16 protein-coding genes are annotated in these 23,283 nt (G+C 59.2%); 3 read left to right on the forward strand and 13 right to left on the reverse strand.

Features of this window, described 5'->3' with window-relative positions; all coding sequences use genetic code 11:
* Positions 1–80: 80 nt before the first annotated feature.
* From QVP03_RS10165 to QVP03_RS10185, 5 genes are all read right to left on the reverse strand, one after another.
* Positions 81–2,681 carry a 4-alpha-glucanotransferase gene (locus QVP03_RS10165; protein ID WP_022333344.1) on the reverse strand — a complete coding sequence of 867 codons (2,601 nt, stop codon included), beginning with the start codon at positions 2,679–2,681 and terminating at the stop codon, positions 81–83.
* A gap of 82 nt (positions 2,682–2,763) precedes the next feature.
* Positions 2,764–3,693, reverse strand: a complete 930-nt coding sequence (locus tag QVP03_RS10170; RefSeq protein WP_022333345.1) for an alpha/beta hydrolase — start codon at positions 3,691–3,693, stop codon at positions 2,764–2,766.
* A 137-nt stretch (positions 3,694–3,830) separates the two neighbouring features.
* Positions 3,831–5,075, reverse strand: a complete 1,245-nt coding sequence (locus tag QVP03_RS10175) for a UDP-N-acetylmuramoyl-tripeptide--D-alanyl-D-alanine ligase (protein ID WP_022333346.1) — start codon at positions 5,073–5,075, stop codon at positions 3,831–3,833.
* Position 5,076: 1 nt separating this feature from the next.
* On the reverse strand, positions 5,077–6,147 hold the full coding sequence (locus QVP03_RS10180; protein ID WP_022333347.1) for a glycoside hydrolase family 43 protein: 1,071 nt from the start codon (positions 6,145–6,147) through the stop codon (positions 5,077–5,079).
* Positions 6,148–6,152: 5 nt separating this feature from the next.
* Positions 6,153–7,226 (reverse strand): mannose-1-phosphate guanylyltransferase, encoded by a 1,074-nt coding sequence (locus tag QVP03_RS10185; protein WP_055202551.1) that lies wholly within the window; start codon positions 7,224–7,226, stop codon positions 6,153–6,155.
* Between the two features lie 88 nt (positions 7,227–7,314).
* Here QVP03_RS10185 and QVP03_RS10190 point away from each other — a divergent pair, with 88 nt between their 5' ends.
* The 3 genes from QVP03_RS10190 to QVP03_RS10200 all read left to right on the forward strand — a co-directional run bounded on the left by QVP03_RS10190 (position 7,315) and on the right by QVP03_RS10200 (position 10,991).
* Positions 7,315–8,049, forward strand: a complete 735-nt coding sequence (locus tag QVP03_RS10190; RefSeq protein ID WP_022333349.1) for a CDP-alcohol phosphatidyltransferase family protein — start codon at positions 7,315–7,317, stop codon at positions 8,047–8,049.
* Between the two features lie 84 nt (positions 8,050–8,133).
* Complete coding sequence (locus QVP03_RS10195) at positions 8,134–10,248, forward strand: putative porin (RefSeq protein ID WP_303645454.1); 2,115 nt, start codon at positions 8,134–8,136, stop codon at positions 10,246–10,248.
* Between the two features lie 44 nt (positions 10,249–10,292).
* The gene (locus QVP03_RS10200) at positions 10,293–10,991 is read left to right on the forward strand and encodes a transglycosylase SLT domain-containing protein (RefSeq protein WP_018695149.1); all 699 of its coding nucleotides are present in this window, start codon (positions 10,293–10,295) and stop codon (positions 10,989–10,991) included.
* A 110-nt stretch (positions 10,992–11,101) separates the two neighbouring features.
* Here the strand turns inward: QVP03_RS10200 and QVP03_RS10205 are convergent, their stop codons facing one another.
* The 8 genes from QVP03_RS10205 to QVP03_RS10240 form a co-directional block, all read right to left on the reverse strand.
* A complete protein-coding gene (locus tag QVP03_RS10205; protein WP_022333351.1) occupies positions 11,102–12,790 on the reverse strand; it encodes a PCMD domain-containing protein in 1,689 nt (562 codons plus the stop codon).
* 3 nt (positions 12,791–12,793) lie between these two features.
* Positions 12,794–13,843, reverse strand: a complete 1,050-nt coding sequence (locus QVP03_RS10210; protein ID WP_022333352.1) for a hypothetical protein — start codon at positions 13,841–13,843, stop codon at positions 12,794–12,796.
* Between the two features lie 13 nt (positions 13,844–13,856).
* The gene (locus tag QVP03_RS10215) at positions 13,857–14,696 is read right to left on the reverse strand and encodes a hypothetical protein (protein WP_022333353.1); all 840 of its coding nucleotides are present in this window, start codon (positions 14,694–14,696) and stop codon (positions 13,857–13,859) included.
* Between the two features lie 23 nt (positions 14,697–14,719).
* Positions 14,720–16,873, reverse strand: coding sequence for a DUF4493 domain-containing protein (locus QVP03_RS10220; RefSeq protein WP_022333354.1), 2,154 nt, complete (start codon positions 16,871–16,873; stop codon positions 14,720–14,722).
* A gap of 12 nt (positions 16,874–16,885) precedes the next feature.
* Positions 16,886–18,607 carry a DUF4493 domain-containing protein gene (locus tag QVP03_RS10225; RefSeq protein WP_022333355.1) on the reverse strand — a complete coding sequence of 574 codons (1,722 nt, stop codon included), beginning with the start codon at positions 18,605–18,607 and terminating at the stop codon, positions 16,886–16,888.
* Positions 18,608–18,621: 14 nt separating this feature from the next.
* Entirely contained in the window at positions 18,622–19,422 is an 801-nt protein-coding gene (locus tag QVP03_RS10230; RefSeq protein WP_278809238.1) for a DUF4493 domain-containing protein, read from the reverse strand.
* A 463-nt stretch (positions 19,423–19,885) separates the two neighbouring features.
* Positions 19,886–22,228 carry a PCMD domain-containing protein gene (locus QVP03_RS10235; RefSeq protein ID WP_022333357.1) on the reverse strand — a complete coding sequence of 781 codons (2,343 nt, stop codon included), beginning with the start codon at positions 22,226–22,228 and terminating at the stop codon, positions 19,886–19,888.
* 396 nt (positions 22,229–22,624) lie between these two features.
* Positions 22,625–23,283: alpha/beta hydrolase family protein (locus tag QVP03_RS10240; RefSeq protein WP_288210755.1), on the reverse strand; the 659-nt coding region annotated here is incomplete at its 5' end.

Consider the following 23,283-nt stretch of genomic DNA (forward strand, 5'->3'; position numbering starts at 1 on the left):
TTATGTCCAACTTTTGGGGTGCAGTTCAATCGGAGTACCCCTTTTTTGTAGCCGGGAGCGGCGGTGCCGCAGTACGCCCGTCAGCGGCGCCCGCTGCAGGCGATCATGTCGTGCAGCGATTCGTTGAAGGTCTCCTTGCGGAGCAACTCCTCGAGCGGGAGGTGCATCCGGTAGCGCCAGTGGTAGCGGGGGATGGACGGGACGTTGATGCGTTCCTTGGCCGGGTCGGGGTAGCGCAGCTCCCCGTCGGTCGAAAGCCAGTCCTGTAACGGCAGGATGGTGAGCATCGCCGGGGAATTGAGGTGCATGTCGAGGATGCGCCGGCATATCCACGGCTCGCAGAAATAGGGAACGTCGCCCCCGATGCCGAGTGCTTCGTGGTAGAAGCGCGCCGTGAGTTCGCGGTCTTCCTCCCACCATGCCCGCAGCGGGTTCATGTCGTGCGTCGAAGTGGTGCAGACCGAGAAATAGGGGTAGTGCGCCGGGTCGGCGAAGAGTTCCCCCGGCGTCTTGGGCATGCGCTGGATTTCGAGCGAGAGGATTTGCAGTTCGTGCATCGTTTCGGGGACGCTGTCGGGGATCATCCCCAGGTCTTCGCCGCAGGTCAGCATCTCGGTCGCCGAGAGGAGTACCGGGAGCTTGCGCAGGGCGGATTCCTGCCAGAAGCGGTTGTGCCGGTGGTAGAAGAAGTTGGTATAGAGCCGGTCGAAAGCTGCACGGCGCTCTCCGTCGAGCCGGCGGTAGGCGTGCGTCGAGTGGGGGGCGATGCGGGGGTGGAAATAGCCCTTGCGGCGCGGGTCTTCGATGAAGAGCACGTCGTCGAGCAATGCCATAAGCCCTTCCCGCAGCCGGGTCTGGCGTTCGTCGTCGCCCGGGAAGCGGGCTGCGACCTTGCGCTGGGTGGCATAGGCGGGCAGTAACCGCCCCTCCTTCATGCAGGTGGCGCGGACTTCGCCGGCCAGGTCGCCGAACAGTTCCCCGAGCGTGTGCTCGTCGGGCGCCGGAGTGGTGTAGCGTCCGCCCTGCGTGTCGAAGCCCATGCCGCGCAGTTCATCTGCGGAATAGGGCAGGGCGGGGTTGAAATAGCCCAGCAACCCGTGTACGGCATGCGTGGGAATCTCCCAGATGCGGAAGAACCCGAGGATGTGGTCGATGCGGAAGGCGTCGAAGTATTCGGCCATCTTGGCCATGCGTGCCCGCCACCAGGCGTAGCCGTCGCGTGCCATACGTTCCCAGTTGTAAGTCGGGAATCCCCAGTTCTGGCCGACGGCCGAGAATGCGTCGGGCGGAGCCCCGGCCTGTGAGTCCATGTGGAACAGGTGCGGGTAGAGCCATGCGTCGACGCTCGTGCGGCTGATGCCGATGGGCAGGTCGCCCTTGAGGACGATGCCGTGGTCGTGGGCGTAGGCGCAGACCTCGGACAGTTGCGTATGCAGGTGGTATTGGACATAGCAGTGGAATGCGATGTCGCGGCTGTGGCTGCGGCAATAGGCGTCGACGGCTTTGCGGTCATAGCGGGCGAAACCGCCCCAGCGGGTGAAGTCGGGCGTGCCCGTTTCGTCGCGCAGCGTGCAGAAGGCGGCATAGGGGATGAGCCAGTGTCTGTTGGCGGCGATGAAGGCCTTGTAGTCGCGGCGTGCCGCGGTGCGGGCGCCGTGGCGTTCGAACGCCCGGCGGAGCAGCCGCAGTTTGTGCCGGTTGACCCGTTCGTAGTCTATTTCGGGGAGGGCGTTCAGTTCGCTGCGCAGGGTGCGGTACTCGTCGTCCTCCACGACGCCCGCGGCGGGCAGCCGGATGAACTGCGGGTGCAGGGCGAAGGTCGAATTGGCGTTGTAGGGGTAGGAGTCTTCCCAGGTGCCGGTCATGGTGGTGTCGTTGATTGGCAGTACTTGGATGACGCGCTGCCCGGTGGCGGCCGCCCAGTCGATGAGCCGTTTCAGGTCGTAGAACTCGCCGACGCCGAAATCCTCTTCCGTACGGAGCGAGAAGACCGGGATCGCCGTCCCGGCGCCCCGCCACCTGCGCTCGGGGAAACGCGGGGATGCCGCGGCGTCGAGGGCGTGTTCGCCAGCGCCGGGCAACTCGCCCCAGGTGCGGTTGGCACCCTCCTCCCACAGGATGGGGGTGAGGGTCTTGCGGTCGGCGATCAGGAATTTGTATTCGAACCGGTGCGCGGTATGCAGCGTGAGTTCCCATTCCGGGAAGCGGCTGTCGTCCATCGGGACGATCCGTTTCCAGTCGCCCAGCTCACGGCCGCTGCCGGCGACGGCGAGCGTTTCGTCCGGCCGCAGGGTGGGCAGCACGACGCGCAGCGTGATGTTGCCTGTAGCCTTCTTCGGACTGCCGGTTTTCCCGCGGCCGAAGATGCCCCGGGTGAATGCCGAGGAGTAGAACGGCGTGTCGGAGGGCATCTCCTGCCAGCGGTCGCGGATGCGCAGCGTGCGCACCCCCTCCCGGGCGGGGAGCCGCAGCGTGTGCGGCCTCCATTCGCTGCGGATGCACGCGCCGTCGCGTTCGATTTCATAGCGGTATTCGGTATCTTCACTCTGGGTATAGCGTTCGATGGCGCCTGTCCAGACGCCTCCGTCGGCGTATTGCAGCGCAATGCGCCGTTTGCCGATCCGCATGACGAGCTGTTCGCCCCAGCGGGTACGGTATTCGATGCTGATCAGGAGTTTCATGGTTCGGTATGTCGTTTGGTTCGGAATCGGTTTATACAAAATTAAAAAAATAATCCGGTTTTGTCTTTCCGGCAGGGAAAAATCAGAGCCCCCGGATGAATTGCGTAACGACGGCCACGAGGTCGGGGTCGATCGGTAGCGTGCTGTCGCCGTAGGCTCCCGTCTGGTCGATGCGCATGCGTCCCGTGCATTTTTTGAGCGGGTGGGTCATCCCTGCGATGATTGCCTTCCGGGCCCGGGGCTGTGCCTTTGCCAGCGCCTCGGCATTGTCGGGCGGCACCTGCAGGTCGTTGTCCCCGCCCACGACGAGTATCGGAACCCGCACCTTGCGGATCTCCTCGCGCGGGTCGTAGCGCAGGCTGGAGATCCAGAATGTCTGTACCGAAGGGTGGAACAGCGCTTCGAGCTGCGGCGGGCAGGATTCGACCCGTTCGCCCCGTTTGAGGGCGGCGGTGATCGCGTTGGCCTGCAAGAGCAGATCCATGTTGTCGGGCAGGAGTTGTGAGGCCAATTGCAACTGGAGTATCTCGTCGAGCGGGTAGCCGGCGCCGGCCAGCGAAACGACGGCGGCGACTTTCGGGGTTTGCTGCGCCGCGCAGAAGGCGATCAGCGCCCCTTCGCTGTGGCCGATCAGTACGACGCGGCGGAAACCCTCGCCGGCGAGGTAGTCGGCCCATGCCGCGGCGTCGCCGATGAAATCCCCCAGTACGGCGTCGGCCATTTTTTCCGGTTCCGTGAACCGGCTCGCACCGATGCCGCGTTTGTCGTAGCGCAGCGAGGCGATGCCTGCCTTTTCGAGCGCCTGCGCCAGGTAAAGATAATTGTTGACGCTCCCGTTACGCGGGATGGGGCCCGAACCGGCGATGATGACAGCCACGGTTTCCGCACCTGCATCGGGGGTGAGCAGTGTGCCGTAAAGCGTTCCGAAATCGCGTTCGAGCGAGACGTTCCTTTCGCCTGCGGCGGTATGCGCGAAGGCCAGCAGGAGGATGGCTGTCAGCAGGTGTTTCATGGCTTATGGATTTCAGGTTGTTCTCAGTCGGTGTTTTTTTGCCTGTGCGGCGTGCCCTTCCGGTTCGTTTACCGGCGTTTTGTTCCTGCGTATCGTGCCTGTACCGGGTTGGTGCCCGGCGGGTCGTGGCGGCGGGGCTACAGCTCCCCGACCGCTTTTTCCAGTCCGATGCCGCGCGAACCCTTGATAAGCACCAGCGTGTTGTCCACGGGGTGTGCGCGGAGCGACGCGATGAGGTGTTCCCGGTCGGCGAAGAGCGTGATTTGGGCGGGTTGCGGCTCCATGCCGGCATGGGCCCTGGCGAATTCCGTGCCGACGAGCATCACCTCCGTCTGCGGAGCCTGTGCTGCGAGGCGGATGACAGCGGCGTGCTCCTCCGCCGACCAGGCGCCCAGTTCGAGCATGTCGCCCAGGATCAGCAGGCGGCGGGTGCGTGTGCCGGGCGGCTCGGCAAGGAAATTCGCGACCGATGCCCGCATGCTCGACGGGTTGGCGTTGTAACAGTCCACGATGAGCGTGTTGCGCCCCGTCTCGGTGCGCTGCGAGCGGTTGTTGTCGGGGACATAGCTGCCGACAGCATGGCGGATACGCTCGTCGGCGACGTCGAAATAACGTCCGACGGCCACGGCTGCGGCGATGTTGAACCGGTTGTAATGCCCTTCGAGATGGTTTTCGAGGCCCTCGGCCAGTGTGACGCTGTAATATTCCACGGCCAGCCCGTCGCGTTCGGCGGCCATGTTCGTCAGCGTCTCGTCCTCGCGGGGCACGAAGGCGCGGCCGCCGTTCGCGGCCAGGTAGTCGAACAGTTCGCCCTTGCCGCGGCGCACCCCCTCCGGGCCGCCGAAGCCTTCGAGGTGTGCACGGCCGATGTTGGTCAGGATGCCGTAGTTGGGCTCGGCGATCGAGGCCAGCAGGGCGATCTCGCCGCAGGCGCTGGCTCCCATTTCGACCACGCCGAACTGCGTGTCGCGGGTCATGGCGAGCAGCGTGAGCGGCACGCCGATGTGGTTGTTGAGGTTGCCGCGCGTGGCGTAGACCTCGAAGCGTTCGGCCAGCACGCGGCTCACCAGTTCCTTGGTCGTGGTCTTGCCGTTGCTGCCCGATATGGCGAGTATCGGGATCGCCAGCCGGCGGCGGTGTTCGCGTGCCAGCTCCTGCAACGCCCCGAGCGTGTCGCCGACCAGCACCATACGCTCGTCGGTGACGGCTGCCGGGTCGTCCACGACGGCATAGGCCGCGCCTTTGTCCAGCGCCTCCGCCGCGAAGTGGTTGCCGTCGAACGTCGCGCCGCGCAGGGCAAAAAAGATGGAATCAGCCCCGATGTTGCGCGTGTCTGTGGAGATGTGCGGGTGTTCCCGGAAAATATCGTATAGTTCGGACATGTCAGTTCGCGTGTTTGGGTGTCCCCGAGGGCATGGGGTAGGGCCCCGGCTCTGCGGGTTGCCCGAAGCGGGGGTTGCCCGCGGCGTCGAAGTCGAAGCGTTGCAGGCGCACGTCGCGCCCCCAGTTGTGTACCGTATCTTTTTTCGAGTGGTAATAGATCCAGTGTTCGCGCCCGTCGGGCGAGGTGGTGAAACTGGCGTGGCCGACGCCGTGTATGTGGTCGTTGCCGGTGAAGACGGGGCCGCTCTTGATCCATGATGCGGGATCCAGCGGATCGCTGTCGGGGGTGCGCAGGCGCAGTTGCCCGAGCTTGTAGTGGCGCGACCACGAGCCGCGCGTGGAGTAGACGATGAACAGGTCGTCGCCGTGCCGCAATGCTGACGGGCCTTCCTGCAGGGAGATGTGGTCGCCCTGTTCCCACGGCTGGTCGGGCCGCGACAGCAGGATGCGCGGCCCGATCCGGGTCGGCGATTCCATGCGGGCGATGTAGAGCAGCTGGTCGGTGGCGTCGGTATCGCGCTGGCGCTCCCAGCCGGACCATACGGCATAGAGCTCTCCCCGGTGTTCGAAGATCGTCATGTCGATGGCCCAGATGTTGTCCGTCTTGCCGTCGGGGTTGTCGCCCGTATAGAGCATGCCGCAGTCGCGGTAGTCGCCCAGCGGCGTGTCGCACTCCAGCACGCCGGTGCGCTGTCCTGTGAAGGGACTGCCGGGGACGGGTGCCGCGGCGTAGTAGATGTACCATTTGCCGCGGAGGCGGTGTAGCTCGGGCGCCCAGATGTTGAAGCTGTTCCACGCCCCGCTGTCGGCGGGCTGCCAGACAACACGCTCGCGTTCGAAGCGCGTCATGTCGTCCGATTCGGTCACGGCGATGCCGCGTCCCGATTTGAAGCAGGTGTAATAGTGCCCGTCGTATTTGGTGATCCACGGGTCGGCGCCGTCGCGCAGCGGGTTGGTGAAGGTGGCCTGCGGCGCGGAGCACGAGAGCATCCCCGCTACTAAAAAAAAGCCCGCAGCGAATCGTCGCAGCAAGGCTGTGGTATGGAACGGCATGCGTTTCATAGGTGTCATAGGTGTCAGATATGTTTGTCCCCGTTATGGAACTTTACTTCGTCGATGAATTTCTTGATGTTCTGTTCTTCGGCGCGGGGGCATATCATCAGCACGTCGTCGGTGTCCACGACGATGTATTCCTTCAGGCCGCTGATGACCGCTACCTTGCCCTTGGGCAGCGAGACGATGCTGCTGCGCGTGTCGTAGACGTAGCACCCCTCTTCGGGGACGGCGTTGGCGTAGCGGTCTTTGCGGGCGTGCTGGTAGACCGAGCCCCATGTGCCGACGTCGCTCCACCCGAAGTCGCCGCAGCGGACATAGACGTTGTCGGCCTTTTCCATGATGCCGTAGTCGATCGAGATGGCGCGGCACTCCGAGAAGACGATCTCCACGGTGGTCTTCTCGGCATCGGTGCCCAGCGCCTTCATCACGCCGCTGAACATGGCATGGTGCTCGGGCAGGTATTTGCGGAAGGCCTCGACGATGGCCTGCACCTTCCAGATGAAGATCCCCGAATTCCAGTAGAACTCGCCGGTCTGGAGGAAGGTCTGTGCCAGCTCGAGGTCGGGCTTTTCGGTGAAGCACTTGACTTTGCTGATGGTGTGGTCGTCCGAAACCTGGATGTAGCCGTAACCCGTATCGGGGCGTGTGGGTTTGATGCCCACGGTCAGCAGTGCGTCGTGCCGGTCGGCGAATTCGAGGCACTCGCCGATGATCGTGCGGAAATCGTCCTCGTTGAGGATCAGGTGATCCGACGGCGTGACGATCATTTCGGCGTCGGGGTTCTCCCTGAGCAGCGTATAGGCCGCATAGGCGATGCAGGGGGCCGTATTGCGGCCGATCGGCTCGCAGAGCACCTGTTTCTCCCCGATTTCGGGGATGTGCTGCAATACCAGATCCTTGTATTTGTGGTTCGTCACGACGAGGAAATTCCCGGCGGGGACGATTTTTGCGAAGCGCTCGTAGGTATGGCGGATAAACGATTTTCCGGTTCCCAGGATGTCGAGGAACTGTTTTGGCATCGACTGCCGGCTCTTGGGCCAGAAACGCGATCCGATGCCGCCGGCCATGATGACACAATATTTATTGCTTGCCATAAGTTATAATATGGAATTAAGTGAGACAAAGATAAAAATATTTTGTAACTTTGCCGCCTATTGCAGGAATAATATTTTTGTACTCCCGATGAAGATAAGACTGTTCACCATACCCAACCTGCTGACCCTTGCGAGCCTGCTTTGCGGCTCGTTCGCGGTGGTTTCGGCACTGGTTTACGGCGATCTGGCGCTGGCTTTCTGGCTCACGATCGCCGCCGGTGTTTTCGACTATTCCGACGGTTTCGTGGCCCGGCTGCTCAAATGCCCTTCCGCCATCGGCGTACAACTGGACTCGTTGTCCGACATGGTCTCGTTCGGCTTCGCCCCGTCGGCCGTGCTTTTCGTCCTGTGGAACAATTCCCTGCCTGCGGATGCCGAGGCATGGCTGCGCTACGGCGGCAGCGCACTTTGTTTCGCGGTGGCGGCCTTCTCGGCGCTGCGGCTGGCGAAATTCAATATCGACGAGACGCAGCATACCGAGTTCTGCGGCCTTCCGACTCCTGCCAATGCGCTGTTTTTCGTTGCGCTGGGCTGGATGGACGCCAAGACGGGTTTCAACCAAGGGGGCTGGGTGCTGCTGATGGTGCCGGCCATGTCGTGGCTGCTTATTTCGCCTGTTCGGATGTTCGCCTTCAAGTTTCAGAGTTTTGCTTTTAAAGGCAACGAGATCCGTTATATCTTTATTGCCCTGGCTGTTGTTCTGTTGGTCGCCTTGGGTATCCCGGCTGTCCCCATTGTCATTCTGCTCTACATCGCCATATCGGCCGTGGGATGGGGTATGTCGCTAAAGAAGCCTGGCTCAGCGGCTTGCCCTGAGAAATAGTTGTATATTTAAAATTTTTTAATTATATTTGCCCCGGATTTACGTTCCATGTCGAGGTTGACGAATAGAATATTGCTGGCAGCTTTGCTCGGTCTGTTCCTTACAGCGCCCGGCATCGTACGTTCGCAGGGTTTCAACGCCAGGACGCTGCAGCGTGCCCAGCAGCGCGGGGAGACGGGGAACCTTTACGGTACAAACCCTTACGAGCAGACCGGCGAGGAGGGAGAGGAGGGCCAGGACGGCCAGCCGCAGGATACGACCAAGAAGGAACGCCGGATCCGCAAGCCGCTCGAATCGTATTTTTTCAGCGATTCGATCCGCGCCCTGAACAATTTTCGCTGGAGCGTCAAGCGCGACTACAACCGCGTGGAGATAAGCCCGCTCGACACGACGCGCACCGACTGGCGGATCGACTACCCCTTCTTCCGCGAAGAGGTGGGCGACATCGCGCAGGGCGCCCTCGGGCAGACATCGCTGCCGATGAACTATTTCCGGCGGCCGCAGTTCTTTGATTTCAGTTTTGCGAGCCCCTACTATGCGTATACGTACGACATGGAGAACGTTCCGTTCTACAATACGAAGAAGCCCATCATCCGCATGACGTACCTCGAGTCGGGGCAGAAGCGTTTCCGGGAGGAGAACTTCAATATCATGCACGCGCAGAATATTTCGCCCACGACCGGGTTCAACGTCGACTACAAGGCACGGGGAACGCGCGGACAATATGTCTGGTCACGGACGAAGAACCACAACCTGTCGGTCGCCTTCAGCCATACGGGCAAGCGCTATTCGGTGCATGCGGCCTATTACAACAACCACATCGAGCAGCAGGAGAACGGCGGCGTGGTCGGGACGTGGGCCATCGCCGATACGACGTTCCAGATGCCTTCGGGCGTGCCCATGAAGCTGTCGGATGCCGAGGCGCAGAACACCTACCGCAACAATGCCTTCTTCATCACGCAGTCCTATGCCCTGCCGTTGCAGCGCGTGACGGAGAATGACTTTTCGCTCGCCGACCTGTCGGCGGTCTATATCGGCCATTCGTTCCAGTACAGTTCGTGGAGCAAGGTCTATTCGGACAAATATGCGCGGTATATCGACGAAAGGGCGCACCGGGACGAGCAGGGCAATTTCGTGCCCGATACGCTGGACTACTACCAGAACTGGTATATCAACCCCGACCAGACGCGCGACTCGATCTACGAGCGGGTGATTTCGAACCGCTTCTTCGTGCAGGCGCAGCCCTGGGATCGTAACGGCGTGGTAGGCACGATTGATGCAGGCATCGGTATCGACATGCATACCTACTCGCAATTCGAAATGAGGGATTACCAGACGGGAAAGTATACGAAGGTCAACAAGACCAGCTATTTCGCATACGGTTCCGTCGGAGGAAAGATAAAGAAATATGTCGACTGGGACGCGAACCTCAAGTTCTACCCGTCGGGATACAGAGGCGGAGACCTCACCATCGGCGCCCACCTGGCGCTGACGGGATATCTCCGCGGACACCCCCTGATTCTCGAAGGCCGGTTCACGATGGATCGGCGTTCGCCCAACTACTGGCAGGAGAATCTGTTCTCGAACCACTACGTGTGGTCCACTCCTTTGAATAAGGAGAATGAAACTCGGTTCGAGGTGAAGTTTTCAGTCCCCGATTATGCGTTTGAAGCGGGGGCATGGCAGGGCGTCGTCGGCAACAAGATCTTTTACGACAAGGAGAGCCAGATCGCCCAAAGCAGTGACAACGTAAGCCTCACGAGTGTGTACGCTCGCAAAGATTTCCGCTTAGGCGGACTTCATTTGGACAACAGGGTATTGTTGCAGTGGAGTACGAATCAAGAAGTTGCACCCGTTCCGCTTTTGAGCGCGTTCCTTTCGTATTATTACGAGTTCTGGGTCGTGCGCAACGTATTACGCCTTCAGATCGGTTTGGACGGACGCTATAACACGCGTTATTATGCGCCCAGTTACAACCCTGCGCTGTCGGCCTATTACAACCAACGGGACGTCGAAGTAGGCAATTACCCCTACATGGACGCCTTCGTCATGGGAAAGTGGAAGAGAATGCGGATATTCCTCAAATATCAGCATGTGAACAAGGGACTGTTCGGAAACGGGGAGTATTTCTCCGCGGCGGGTTACCCGCTCAATCCGGGCATGTTTAAAATCGGTATCTCATGGGGTTTCTATGATTAGCGTATTGTTCTGCGCGGTATGAACTGCCCGCAAAACAACATTTTATGTTAAAAAAGACAGTTTTAACTTTTGCGTTCTTAACAATCCTGACGACTTTTTACGGCTTTAACGCCCAGTTCAGCACACCCGTGACGGACGACATGCTGCTGAACGACGATGCGGCCGATTTCGGCAATTCGCTGCTCGGTGAGGGCGACTATGTGATCTCGGCTTATGACAATGTCATTCGCAACATCAGCGAAAAAGAGGGCCACGACTGGCGCCTGATGAGCGCCATCGCCTACCATGAATCGCGGTTCACGCCCGACATCACCTCGCGCAGCGGGGCCCGCGGGCTGATGCAGATCATGCCCTCGGTGGCACGCCAGTTCGACGTCCCGACCGAGCAGGTCTCCAATCCCGAGACCAACATATGGTTGGCCAACAAGCTGATGTCGAAGATTATGAACACGCTCCGTTTCCCCGAGGGGACTCCCGAGAAGGATCGGATGAGCATCATCCTGGCCTCGTACAACAGCGGGATCGGCCATGTGAACGATGCGAGGCGCCTGGCACGGCTCAACGGCGAGGATCCCAATTCGTGGGAGGTCGTGGCCCGCTACCTGCAACTCAAGGCGCAGCCCGAGTATTACGAGAGCGAGGCGGTCAAGTGCGGACGTTTCACCGGCAGCCGGCAGACGCTGGCCTACGTGAACGACGTGATAGGACGCTATGACAAATACTGCCGGATTGCTCGGAGATAACTCCGGCAGGAATTGAAAAGTCTGAATCTACAGCAAAAAGGCTGAACCCAGGGGTTCAGCCTTTTCTCTTTATATCTTCTGAGTTGCCGGCGGACTTGTCCGGCGCCGGGTCAATAGACCCACTGGAAATCGTCGACGTACATTACATTCGTCGTGCAGCCCACCATGTAATCGCCGTAGGCACTCGTGGAGCAGGAGATGATGATGCTGTACTTGCCGGTGGGGCGTCCCGCAGCCGGGTCGTAGAAGTTGAGCGGCAGGGTGGCCTCTACCATTTGCTCGCCTTCGGTCGACTTGTCGACGAACAGCGACCCGTAGGCGATGAGTTTCCCTTCTGCGGTCTGGGTGGTTTCCGCCGGATCCCAAATGCCCGTGGGGTCTTTGGTGCCCGAAGCGACCCGGTGCCGGGCGTTCCAGTCGATGATGGCGACGAAAATGCGGGCTTTGTCCGGGTCGCCTATGCCGACCGGGGCCCCGGAATGTTTGCTTGCGTCGATCGTGCCCAGTGTCGCGTGGTATTTCACCTTCATGCCCGAAGGGCGCGCCGTCCAGTTGTAGGGCTGTCCGAATTCTACTACGCCCGTCCACAGGCCGTCTTTGTAGAAGATGCCGGACATCAGGTTGCCGGCTGCGATGTTGACGAGGGGAGGGGCTGCCGCGGCCAGTTTCGCGCAATAGCTGCCGCCCATTCCGTTGAAAGTCCCCTGCCTACAGAGCTTATCCGCAAATGTGTTGTTACCGCTGGCCCAGAACTCCGCATTCGTATTTTCGCTCGTGAAGCACGACAAGCCCGGGTTTTCCATGTTCCCGTCGGGAATCGTGTCGCCCGCGGGTGCCGTGTATTCGGCGGTTTCGGTCTGCTGCCCGCCGACGAGAAGCCGGAATTCATACGTTTGCCCGGCGTAGACGCCCTTGGTCGTGACGAGGCGTTTTACGGGGATGCCCGCATCGTTGGTGAGGCTTGTCCATTCGGGTGCGATCGAGCTCGTAAAGATGCCGCTTTCGTCCTGTGCGCCCTTCTGCGTCGTCTGCCAGTCGGCGGTACCCTTCAGACGGTACTGGATTTCGGCGGTGGCGTAATCTTCGGGCGTAACCATCGTGGTTACGACGGCCGTGTTGTTCCAGAGGTCGATCTCGCGGACACCGATCTTCACGTTGGTGGGCTGGACATGGAGCATCCACCGCTCCGTGCGGCCGTGGCAGGTGACGTCGACCAGACGAACCGTTTCGAAGCCCGTGGCGGAAAGTTCCTCGGCCGTGGGCGAGTAGGCGGTGATGTCGGCAGGCCCCAGCTTGAGGCTGGTGACCGTGACGGCCTTCAGGTCGGTGCCTTCGGCGACATAGGCCGTGGCCGTACGCGCCTGCGTGTCGATCAGTGTCGATCCGATCTGCCCGGCGACGGTGAACGACCGGGCTATGGGCTGCTCGGCCACGATCGTCCACTCGTAGTCCTGGTAGAGCGAGAGCGTGACATAGAGCGGCGCCCGCAGGTCGAACTCCCCGCTCAGCGGCTGCGAAGTCCTGATCTGGCTGATGAATTTCTCTTTGTCGGTCATCATCGGGTTGGATGTGGCGACGTCGAATTCCGCCTTGTCGATGGTGACCTTGCGGATATCGGTCTTCTCGTCCAGCGTGAGCGTCACGGTACGGTTCACGAGGCTGATGCCGGCCACCGTGAACCCCTCGCCCTCGATGCTGCGGATGTTGAGCTCGATGGTGGGGTACGGTATGTCGTTCTCGATGCACGACGCTGCCAGCAGGAGCGCCGCCGCCGAAAAGAGTATGCGTAGGTATTTCATAGTTTACTGCTTTTTCTTGTCCCACAAATGTATCGTCATACCGAAGTTGATGGCCGCGATATTGAGCCGGAAACGCATGTTCGAAGCCTTGCGCGAACCGATCTTGTTGCCGTCGGCATCCTTCTGGGTGATGCTCGTATACTGTATGCCGCCCAGCCCGAACGAAATCGTCGCACAGACGTTGGGGAAGATGTATACGGCAGCTCCCGGGTTGAACGCCAGCTTTACCTGCGTTTTGTCGTTGTAGGTGCGGTTGGGTGCGCCTCCTTCGTTATGATCCGGGTCGTATGCGAAGCTCGAATGTCCCGTCGAGAGCGCCAGCTCGAACTCGGCGAAGAGCCCGAAGCGTCCTTTGGGGTCGAGCCCCGCATAAGAACGGTGGAAAATGCCGAATGAGTATTCGTCGCTCGAAAGATCGACGTAGGGGAGCTGCCCCGAGAGGTCGTTGCCCTCGCCCGCATCGAAATAGGTGTTGTCGAGCGTGCCGCCCATGTGGCTGTATCCGAAACGGATGCCGATACAGTTGTTATCGCGGTAGAAATAACCGACGAAGGGTTTTACCGTTGCGATCGTGGCATCCGCATCGATGTTGTCGAAGATGAGCATGAGGTCGGTGTCGTCGCTCGAAACCGTACCGTAGGAGGCCGTAAGACCCATCATCACTTCTCCCTTGTAGGCGAATTTGAGTTTGTTGATCTCGCGGTCGATGCGGCGGCGCGTGGGCAGGAAACGCTCCACCTGGGGGCGCTTGTGCTTTTCGGCCGGCATGGCTGCGGGCATCGTCGCCGGGGAGGCCGCCAGGGCACCGAGGGTACCCGCTGCGGCTGCGGTGTCCGTTTCTGCGGCGAGTCCCGAAGTTGTTTCCGCCGTGGCTTCGGTGCCCGTTCCGGGGGTGTCCGAAGTTTCCGGGGGCACGGTGTCCTCGTTGCCGGAGGGGGTTTCTTCGACTGCGGCCGTAGCGGCCCGCTGCACCGCGGGGAGGGCTTGTCCCGTCTCCGCTGCGGCGCCGAGCGTGATGAATACCGATAAAATGGAAAGTATGATTCGTTTCATGTGCGTGCCGTGTTTAGAGATAGAATGCCATGCCGAGCCCTATCGAGAAGATATTGACTTTGAAGTTCATCATGCTGGCGTCGCGCTTGCCGACCGTCACCTGGTTGTGTACCTGTTTGGTGTGGCTGTAACTGATGCCCATCACGCCGACGTTGACCTCGACGGCCATGTTGTTCGTGGCGAAGGCGATGATACCCGGCGAGATACCCAGCGAGAAGGTATAGCCCGTCTGGTAGGTGCCCTTCACCGGGGAGTCCTTGGCAAAGCGTGCCTGTGTGCCGCCGCCCGAGAGCTGCATCTCGTTGAAGAGCGCGAAACGCTTGTTGCGGCCCAGCGGGATGTACTGGCGCCAGATCATGGCCACCGAATAGCTCTGTTGCAGCGAATAGCAGTCGTTCAGCTCGAAGTTCAGGTCGGAATCCTCGCCGCCCAAGTTGAGGTCGGCCTTGTCCAGCTTGAGCAGCGAGCGCGAATAGATGAAACGGCCTCCGAGCGCCATGTTGTCGCGGAAGGCATAGGCGATCATCGGGCTGACCTTGAACGTGTAGCCCTTCGATTCGATGCCCTCGACGACCAGGAACCTGTACGTATCGTTCGAGTGGGTCGAGTAGGAGGCCGTTCCTCCGAAGATCCATTGCCCGCGCGGGACGAAGAGGTTGTGTTTGTCTGTAAGGCCGCGCTGGCGCCGCATTTCGTTGACGGTCTGAGGATGCTCCTCGTGCAGCATACAGCTCGTGCTGTCGGCCTGCGGGGCGAGGGACGCCGCGGCGTCCGTCTGTTGTGCACGGCTCTCCGGCGCCGTGCCTGCCAGAAGCAGGAGTGCCAGGAGCGTACTGGTGGTTATCTTGCGCATTGTCGTGCGTTTGCGTTTAATCGTTAATATACCCATTCGAAATCGTCGACGTACATCACGTTGGTGGTGCAGGCATCCATGTAATCCCCGTATGCACTGGTGGAACAGGATACGACGATATTGTACTTCCCATCGGGAGCGGCGGCCGTGTCCTGGTAATAGTTTATCGGCAATATAACTTCTACCATTTCATCGCCCTGGGTCGTTTCTTCGATGAATTTGGAGGCATACCCGATGATGGGGCCGTTGGCCGCTTCGGTTTGTGTCTCCGGATCCCAGGTGCCCGTCGGGGCTTTTGTCCCGGCAAATACTTTCTGTTGGGCCGTCCAGTCCACGATGCAGACGAATATCCGGGCCTTGTCCATTTCGCCGACGGGAATTTTCCCGCCATGGAGATTGTAGTTGACTTCCCCGATCGTAGCGTGGTATTTGAACCTGACGGCTCTCGGGCGGGCGTTGTAAGCGAACTTTTTGCCGAAAGAGACGTTGCCGCCCATCCCGCCGAGAACCTGGATGGCGAAGTCTCCCGTGAATAGGTTGCCCGGTGCGGGAACCTTGGCCAGCGTATTATATGTCGCGGACAATTTGGCACAGTATGTCCCGACGCGTCCCGGCATGGCCTCGTCACGGGTACAGAGTTCCTTGGCGAACGGGTTGTAGCCGCTGCCCCAGAAGGTATAGTTGGTGCCGGAGCCCGGGAATTGCTGGGCGCTTCTCCACGATTCCAGGCTTCCGTCGGTCATGGGAGCGCCCTCGTCGGCCGTGAACCGGCCGCTGAGTTCCTTCGAGCCGACCGTCGCTTTGTAGTCGTACGTATTGCCTGCCGATATGCCGGTGCCCTTTTTGAGACGCGAATAGGGCAGTACCGTGGCCGGAGTGCTCCAGTCCGCCGTGGTTTTCTCTTCCCACTGGGGCGCATAGGTCGCCGTGATGAAATCGTTGCCCTGCGATGTCCCTGCCATCGGCTGCCACTCGCCGCCGCTGCTGCGCAGGCCGAATTGCACGGTGGTGCCGGGCGTGAAAGAAACCACGCGCAGCGTGACCGTATTGGCCCACAGGTCGTAGTCGTCCGCCGTTACGGGAACCAGCCCCTCCAGGCGGTAGGTCGTAGCGACCTCCGAGGAACCGCCGTTGGCGTCCTCGATGCGGAGCGTCACTTTCTGGTCGCCGGCCTGGCACGAAGCGAAGAACGCATCGGAGAGCGTCAGCCGGACGTTGTATTTGTCGACCGGTTCGAGGGAGATGCCCTCGGTCGTGCCGTTGAGCGCGTCGTAGCTCTTGTCGCCTACCGAAACCGTGAACCGGGTCAGTTCCGAGAAGGCCAGGATCCGGTATTTCTTCTCCCCGGAAACGTATTTCTGGATTTCGGCGATGTCGAACCCTTCGCTGATGACGGCCGGATCGGGGCTGAAGATGATTTCGTCGTCCTTGTCGTCGGTACCGGGGTCGACGCTGATCAGCACACAGTCGATATAACCGGGCAGATCGGGCGAATATTTGAACGTGAGGGTATACTTGCCGCCGGCTTTGACATTGGGGATGTAATCTTCCATTTCCACGTTCTTACCCTCGACATGCGTTCCGCGGAAGAGCCAGGCCAACGACGTCATGCCTGCGGGCAGGGTGTAATAACCCGTCCCTTCGGCCGTGAACCTGAGCGCCGGGACGCTGCCCGCTTCGGCGGCTTGCTCGTCGACCTTTTCCCCGCCGGCGATCCATACGGAATAGCCGGGGGCGAGGTTCTGGAGGATCGAATCGTCGAATTTCACCTCTACGACGGTGTTCACGATTTGGCAGACGACCGCAACGTTTGTGGTTTCGCCGGGTTTGACGGTGAACGTCTCCTCGCCCTTGTATAACCGTTTCGTGAAATCGGCGGGGGCTTCCTCTCCGGCTTCGACCGCTACGCGGTAGGTGCCGGCCAACAGTTCCAACCGTTCAGGGAGCGCTTCTTTCGAGGTGTATTTGCGCAGCAGGCCGCCCTCGTCGTTGTAGATGTAGACGGTCTGGTGCTGCAACGGGTCGTATTCGCCGGTGTCGGCTGTCTGCCGGGTCGAGACCGTCATCGCCATGACGCCCGTGCGATTGTCGCTGCCCGCGGCGGAGTCGTCTTTCGAGCAGGCCGCGCCGAGGAGCACCGCGAGCAGTACGGCAAAATATGAGATATATCGTTTCATTATCGGTCGGCTTTAGTGGACGATGAGTTTGACAGTCTTGTGTGTCAGTACATTATCGTTGTCCGTCACGTCGAGGACGAAATTATGCTCGCCCGGGATTTCCAGCAGTATCTCGACGAATTTGGTGATCGAGAAGGTCACCGACGTTCGGTTCTTTACCTGCTCGTTGATCGGGAACCCGAATTCGCCGTGCAGGACTTCGACCAGTTCGTCGGGGATGTCGCAGATGTCGAATTTCTCCGGCAGGTTGATCACCGGCAGCAGCGGCCTCAGCGTTTCGGAGTCGATCGTCACGAAGAACGACTTGATGCCTTTGTCGGCCTCGATGTCGATGTCGATCACCATGTCCTTCTGCACTTCGTATTGCTGGTCGATGTCGTAGCCGCGCCACGTGATCCGGGGGCCCGTCTGTCCCGAGCTTTTATCGACTGCGAGCGTCAGTACGGCTTCGGACGAGACGCCTTTTGCATCGGTCATCGTGAAGGCGAAGGTGTGCGTACCGTCGAATTCATAGAGCGCCCTGATCTGCCCTGCGATGTTGAAACTCTTGGCCGTCTGTCCTTTGAGCTCGCTGCCTACGGGGTAGCCGAAGCCCTTGAGGATAATCCCTGCCGCCGAAGATGCGTCGAGGGTGCAGAGGTCGAATGTTTCGGGCAACTGGATGGCGGACATCGACGCCAGGAACTGGCTGTTGGTGGAGCCGACGGTCACTTGCAGCGATTCGATGCCGTTGGGTGAGGAGAGGTCGAATGCGAACGGCTCGATGCAGTTCCCCTCCGCGTCGAACATGGCGTCGGTCAGCGTGAAGGGCTGCGTCATGTCGTGCCCGGGCCAGGTGAGTGCCGGGGCGTTGGGGTCTTCGAGGAGCTCTTCCCCGAGGTTTTCCGTACCGTCGACGACGAATTTGTTGTCCTGGAGGATGCTGTTGTCGACTTTGACCGAGAAGAGGATGTTGCCCTTGTCGGCGTAGCCGATTACGACCGAAACCTTGCGCCACTGCCCGGCCTTGACCCCGGTGATCTGCTTGCTGAATTTAGCGGGGACATCGGTGTCGGCGAAAGTGCCGTCGAATACGAAGTCCAGGGTGTTTTCCAGTGCCTGCGGTTTGAAATAGGCCGCCCGGGTTTCGGTTTTGAGGAAATCCAGGCTGGTGTCGCCCAGCGATACGGTGGCCTTGCTGGTGTCGGCCAGCATATCGGCCAGCTCGGACGAATATTCCACCGAGACCTTGATGTTCTGCAGGGTGCAGACCACCTCTTCGGGCGAGGTCGTCTGTGCCTTGGTGATTGTAAAGTCGCTCGTCGCCCCGTAGACGGGGTGTTCCCAGGCCGCGTCGGGCATCGTGTCTTCCGAGCGGACTTCCATGCGGTAGGCGCCCACCTTCAGTTCCATCGGCGTCTTGAGCTGCTCCTTCAGCTTGGCATAGGTCATTTTAAGTACCTGCGCGTTGTCGGCGTCGAGGATCTCCACGATAAAGCTGTCCACGTCGGGAGCCGTGGCGCGCGTCCCGGATGCGATGCGTGCGGCCTGCGTCTCGTCCGACGTGTCGTCGGGACGGATTTCGGTTTCGTCGTAGACGACCGTCATCGAGAGGTTGCCGATCGACAGATAGCCGGTCGTCCCGGCGGGCTCGGGGTTCGGATCCTCCTTGTACGGGGGCTCTTCGTTTACACAGCCGGTCGCGAAGAGTGCCGCAACCGCTAACATCGTAAGAAATTTGGTAAATGTTTTCATATCTTTCCCTGTTTTTATTTCTTTTCGGTATCGTCGATGGCTCCCTCGTTGACCTCGCAGTCGATCGGCCGGGTATCGGTGTAATCCTCGCCGAGTGTGATGGTCAGCGTGGCGCTGCCCGCGTTTTTGGCATCGTAGGTGATGATGTGGCAGGTGCGCGGCGTCGTGGCGTCGAGCGTCTGGGCGGAGAAAGTCACCTCGGGGCCTTCCCCCGTGCCCGTCGGGCTCTGACGGCGTGCCGTGCCGGTCACCGTGAGCCGCGTGCCGCCCTTGACGAACACCGGTTCGTCGGCAGGGTCGCTGCCGGGCGTGAAGGCGAATTCATTGCCCGAGGCCGTCGTCACGGTGAACCTGGCATCGTGGAAATAGGCGAGGAACTGCTCCGTGGCGCGGATTACCACCTGCGAATTGGCCACCGTGGCGGTCAGATCTGCATTTACCGTGCGCCGGGGCAGCACTTCGATCTTTTGTTCGGCATAATAGTAAGGTTTGCCGGCTCCTTCCGCATCGGGGTTGCCGTGGGCGATCGCGACGGTGTAGCTGCCCATTCGGAAGACGGTTTCGCTCTGCTCGAACTCGGTGAGCGTATCCCATTTCTGCGTGCCCGTTTCGCCCGTTACCGTGAGCGAGAAAGCCCCGGCTGCGGGCGCTTCGGGCGTGCCTGAAGCTTCGGACGAAGCCGTGTCGATCGACGTGTCGGCCGTGCAGCTAACGGACAGGGTGCCGTATCCCGTCGCTTCCGTGTCGTTTTCCGTGGAGCATCCGGCGGCCAGCAGGCCCGCCGATGCCAATAGATATATAAGTTGTTTTTTCATAACAGTCCGGATCGTTCGGTAAAAGATGTTATCGGAATTCTCGGTTGCCTCGTGCGCTGCCGGGAGTACGGCGGGATATGCCGTTGTGCCGCCGGTCGGATTACCGGTGTATGAAATATCCCGAGGCGTTTGCATGGGTCGGGATGTCCCGGATTTTATGCGCATGGGTATGAGTTTTTATTGGCAATGTGCAAAAATAGACATGCGGCGCGTATCTTGGAAATAAATTCAACGAATGTCCGGTTTTTCATCACGAACACCCTGTCCGGCGAACCTGTTCGAACCTTTTTTTTGTCTTTTTCGGCACAGGATGCACCCGCCCGCGGGCTGTGTGCCGACCGTCCGTGCTGCACGGCGGCCCGCCGCGGCAATACCCCGCCGCAAGAAAAAACCTCCCTGCAATTGCAGGGAGGTCGGGGATAAAGGCCTCTGGGAGACCTTCGGGATTATTATTGATGGGAAATTAGTAAACCCACTGAATATCATCTATGTGAAGATAATTTTTTGAACACCCGTTCATATAATCTCCATAGGCATTTGCGGCACATGAAATTACAAGCGAATAATTCCCATCTGCTGGTTTGGTAGTTTGGTCGTACCACTGGATCTGGATTTTGGCATTTTGCCAATCTGAGGCAGAAGTCGTTTCGGTGAGCCAAAGTGAGCCATAACCGATAATCTGTCCTTCCCCGGGATTTTTTGTAGTTTCTGGATCCCATGCCCCAACACAGCCATTGTTTGATCCAAAGAGAACATATGTAGATGAAACCGTGTGCTGTGTCGTCCAATCGACAATCGCAACAAAAATACGTGCTTTATCTTGGGTGTCTTTTTCCAATGGACCCTTTAATATATTCAGGTCAACTGGTTCTACCTTTGCACGGTATTTTACTTGAAGAGCAGTTGGACGGGTTTCAAAAAAGTATTTTTGTCCGAAATTAACAGCTCCAGTTCCACCTAAACCAGCACTTGTGTATTTAAATGTTCCGGAAAATAAATTACCAGCGGCCAAAACAAACTTACTTATTGACTGTAAAATGGCATAATGATTTTCCCCTTCTCTTCCTTGTGTACATAAGGTTGGAGTTTGGTCGTTATTGCCACTTCCCCAAAATGTGGAGGTTTCTGAAGTGTTGAAACAAGGTAATGAACTATCTTCCATATCTCCATACGGAATGATATCTCCTGTTTTCGTAGTAAATTGCCCAGTATATTCCGTTCCGTCTACGGTCAGTTTGTAATCGTATGTGTTGTTTGCGAAAACACCGGTTCCTTCTGTAATGCGCCAAAACGGTTGTACAGAGTTGGGAGTAGTCCAATCCGCCGCCGTAAATTGCGTGCCCCAGTCGGGTTTTATTTCCGCTTTTGTATTGTTTTCGGTAATTTCGGCGGTCTGCCATGCAGTCTCTGTCGATTTTTTATATTGTACGCTGACAGATGTCGCCTCGGCGGGAATATTCTTGAGTGTGAATGACGCAGTGTTCAGCCAAAGATCTGCATCCTCGTTATAGGTAATTAGGGACGGCATATAAAATGTCAATCTTTGAGTCGTTTGCTGTCCGGCCAAATCGGTTACCACTACCTCGAAAATATGTTCGCTGCCAGGGGCGGCCTTGAGTGAGGCGATCAAAGGTACAAGTGTCGTGATATCGAATGTTGTAGATTTCTGATACTGAATAGCAACGCCGCTGGTCATCCCAGGAAGCCCTAAATCAGTACTGAAAAGATCGAGTTCTTTAAGTTCCATTTCGTTCAATACTTCCGACGTGATATTTACCATAAGCCCTGCGATACCTCCAGGGACGGTAATCTGGATATTGGCCTCATAATCGGTGCCGCATTTAGTAATGTCGTGCGGTTCGTTCATATCCTGATTCGGCCATACGAGCGACGGAGCGGCGATGGGGGCGAACTGCGGGGCGTCGACCGCTTTCTTATAGAGCGTTCCGGCTTCGAAGGCTTCGGTGCGGTTGACCGTGACCGTGGCCATCTGGTTGTCGGAGTCGATTACGTCGAGCGTCAGCGTGGGGTAGAGGTCAGCCGGGACGTTGAAGAAGGCTTCGACGTGGTCGCCGCCCGCCGCATCGGGCGTGTATTGCAATGCGATGACGTTCGACTGGTCGGTTGTGCTGAGGCTGGCAACTGTCTCGGCACCCCCGTTTTTGAGGGCGAAATCGAGGCTCGAGGCCGAAAGCTTCTGGGTTTCCCCGCCGGCGGTCAGCAGCAGGTATTTCACCTTGTCGGCCGGCGTGGCGATGGAGAAATTGAGGATCGACGTAAGGCGGTGCAGCGTGAAGGTGACGTCTTTGCCGTCGGCCTTGCCCGCCTCGTCGTCATCGGTGTATGCCCTGGGGGTGGCGACCAGCGCGTCGTAGGCGCTGTTGAAATCGTTGCCCGCCTGCGTGCGCAGGTTCCCGAACGGGAGGTTGGCCGTGGTGCCGGTGACCTTCGCGTGGGGGAAGAAGGCATAGTAATTGCCGCCGCCCGCTGCGAAATCGTTGAGCGAACCTTCGAATGCGGCCGAGGTTGTGTTGTAGTCGAATTTGGCAGCCGTGGCCGGTGCCGTGCCGCCGGTTTTGACAGGCAGGATGCCCAGGGCGTCGCCGGCTTCCCATTCGGCCGTGAAGGCGCTTTCGCCGACATGGATGTTGGCGCGGGTGCCGTCGTTCTCGGCGACCTTGGCATAGACTTTAATAAGCGAACCGTTGCCGGAGTCCGGGGCGGTGTCCGCTTCGTCGAACTTGTTGCAGCCGGCCAGCGATGCGAGGGCCGTTGCACAGAAGAGGAGTTTGAGGGATTTCTTCATGGCGCTGCGGTGTTAGGCTTCGTCGGATTCGTCCATGTAACTGTCGTCATAGGACATCGGACTAACAGGCCCGCTTGGATTTGATGTGGCAAACCCCTTTTCAGTCGTAATCTCGATTACTTCGATGGTAGGGACAGAGTACTTCCCCCCCCCTTGTTTGGCTAATTCAATTCCCATGATATGCAATAGTTTAAAGTTACGTAACAAAAGTAGATTCGCGTAGCCGTAAATGAAAATAAATTCAATGAACCGGAGGATTTTTCCAATGAATCAGCCGATTTGAGGGATGGCGGCCGGACTGAAATGATAAGATGAAAAACGTAAAAGTATGTACGGTGGACAAAAAAGGCCATCCGGGAAATCCGGATGGCCTTGTGACGAGGGTGCCCCTGTCTGTTATTTCACGTATTTGTCGAGCCAGCCGAAGAATTCGCGGTTCCAGACGAGCGAGTTCTGGGGTCTGAAGACCTGGTGCGCCTCGTTTTCGAATTCCACCAGCCGCGCCGGGATGCCGCGCACGCGGGCTGCCGTGAAGGCTTCGAGCGACTGCGTGTAGGGGATGCGGAAATCGTACTCGCCCGTGAAGATCAGAATCGGCGTGTCCCATTTGCTGACGAATTTGTGCGGCGAATTGGCGTAGGAGCGCTGTGCGACCTGGTTCGACCGATCCCAGTAGGGGCCTCCGTAGTCGTTGTTGATGAAGAACAGTTCTTCGGTCTCGCCGTACATCGACTCGAAGTTGAAGATGCCGCAGTGGGCGATGAACGCCTTGAAACGCTTTTCGTGGCAGCCGGCCAGGAAGAATACCGAGTAACCGCCGTACGATGCCCCGACGCAGCCCATGCGGGTTTCGTCGGCCCACGGCTCCCCGGCCACGTCGTCGATGGCCGAGAGGTAGTCGCGGATGTTCTGCCCCGCGTAGTCGCCCGATATCTGGTCGAGCCACTCCTGCCCGAACGAGGGCAGGCCGCGGCGGTTGGGCGCCACGACGACGTAGCCCTGCGCGGCCATCAGCTGGAAATTCCAGCGGTAGCTCCAGAACTGCGACACGACGC

Source organism: Alistipes sp. CAG:29 (assembly GCF_000435435.1).
GTDB classification, from domain to species: Bacteria; Bacteroidota; Bacteroidia; order Bacteroidales; family Rikenellaceae; genus Alistipes; species Alistipes onderdonkii.

Bases quoted from the DNA above. Each gene is read 5' to 3' on its own strand.
- QVP03_RS10200 (WP_018695149.1), top strand. From the start codon at position 10,293: ATGTTAAAAAAGACAGTTTTAACTTTTGCGTTCTTAACAATCCTGACG.
- QVP03_RS10235 (WP_022333357.1), bottom strand. From the start codon at position 22,228: ATGAAGAAATCCCTCAAACTCCTCTTCTGTGCAACGGCCCTCGCATCG.
- QVP03_RS10225 (WP_022333355.1), bottom strand. From the start codon at position 18,607: ATGAAAACATTTACCAAATTTCTTACGATGTTAGCGGTTGCGGCACTC.
- QVP03_RS10165 (WP_022333344.1), bottom strand. From the start codon at position 2,681: ATGAAACTCCTGATCAGCATCGAATACCGTACCCGCTGGGGCGAACAG.
- QVP03_RS10170 (WP_022333345.1), bottom strand. From the start codon at position 3,693: ATGAAACACCTGCTGACAGCCATCCTCCTGCTGGCCTTCGCGCATACC.
- QVP03_RS10210 (WP_022333352.1), bottom strand. From the start codon at position 13,843: ATGAAACGAATCATACTTTCCATTTTATCGGTATTCATCACGCTCGGC.
- QVP03_RS10205 (WP_022333351.1), bottom strand. From the start codon at position 12,790: ATGAAATACCTACGCATACTCTTTTCGGCGGCGGCGCTCCTGCTGGCA.
- QVP03_RS10220 (WP_022333354.1), bottom strand. From the start codon at position 16,873: ATGAAACGATATATCTCATATTTTGCCGTACTGCTCGCGGTGCTCCTC.
- QVP03_RS10185 (WP_055202551.1), bottom strand. From the start codon at position 7,226: ATGGCAAGCAATAAATATTGTGTCATCATGGCCGGCGGCATCGGATCG.
- QVP03_RS10215 (WP_022333353.1), bottom strand. From the start codon at position 14,696: ATGCGCAAGATAACCACCAGTACGCTCCTGGCACTCCTGCTTCTGGCA.
- QVP03_RS10190 (WP_022333349.1), top strand. From the start codon at position 7,315: ATGAAGATAAGACTGTTCACCATACCCAACCTGCTGACCCTTGCGAGC.
- QVP03_RS10230 (WP_278809238.1), bottom strand. From the start codon at position 19,422: ATGAAAAAACAACTTATATATCTATTGGCATCGGCGGGCCTGCTGGCC.
- QVP03_RS10175 (WP_022333346.1), bottom strand. From the start codon at position 5,075: ATGTCCGAACTATACGATATTTTCCGGGAACACCCGCACATCTCCACA.
- QVP03_RS10180 (WP_022333347.1), bottom strand. From the start codon at position 6,147: ATGACACCTATGAAACGCATGCCGTTCCATACCACAGCCTTGCTGCGA.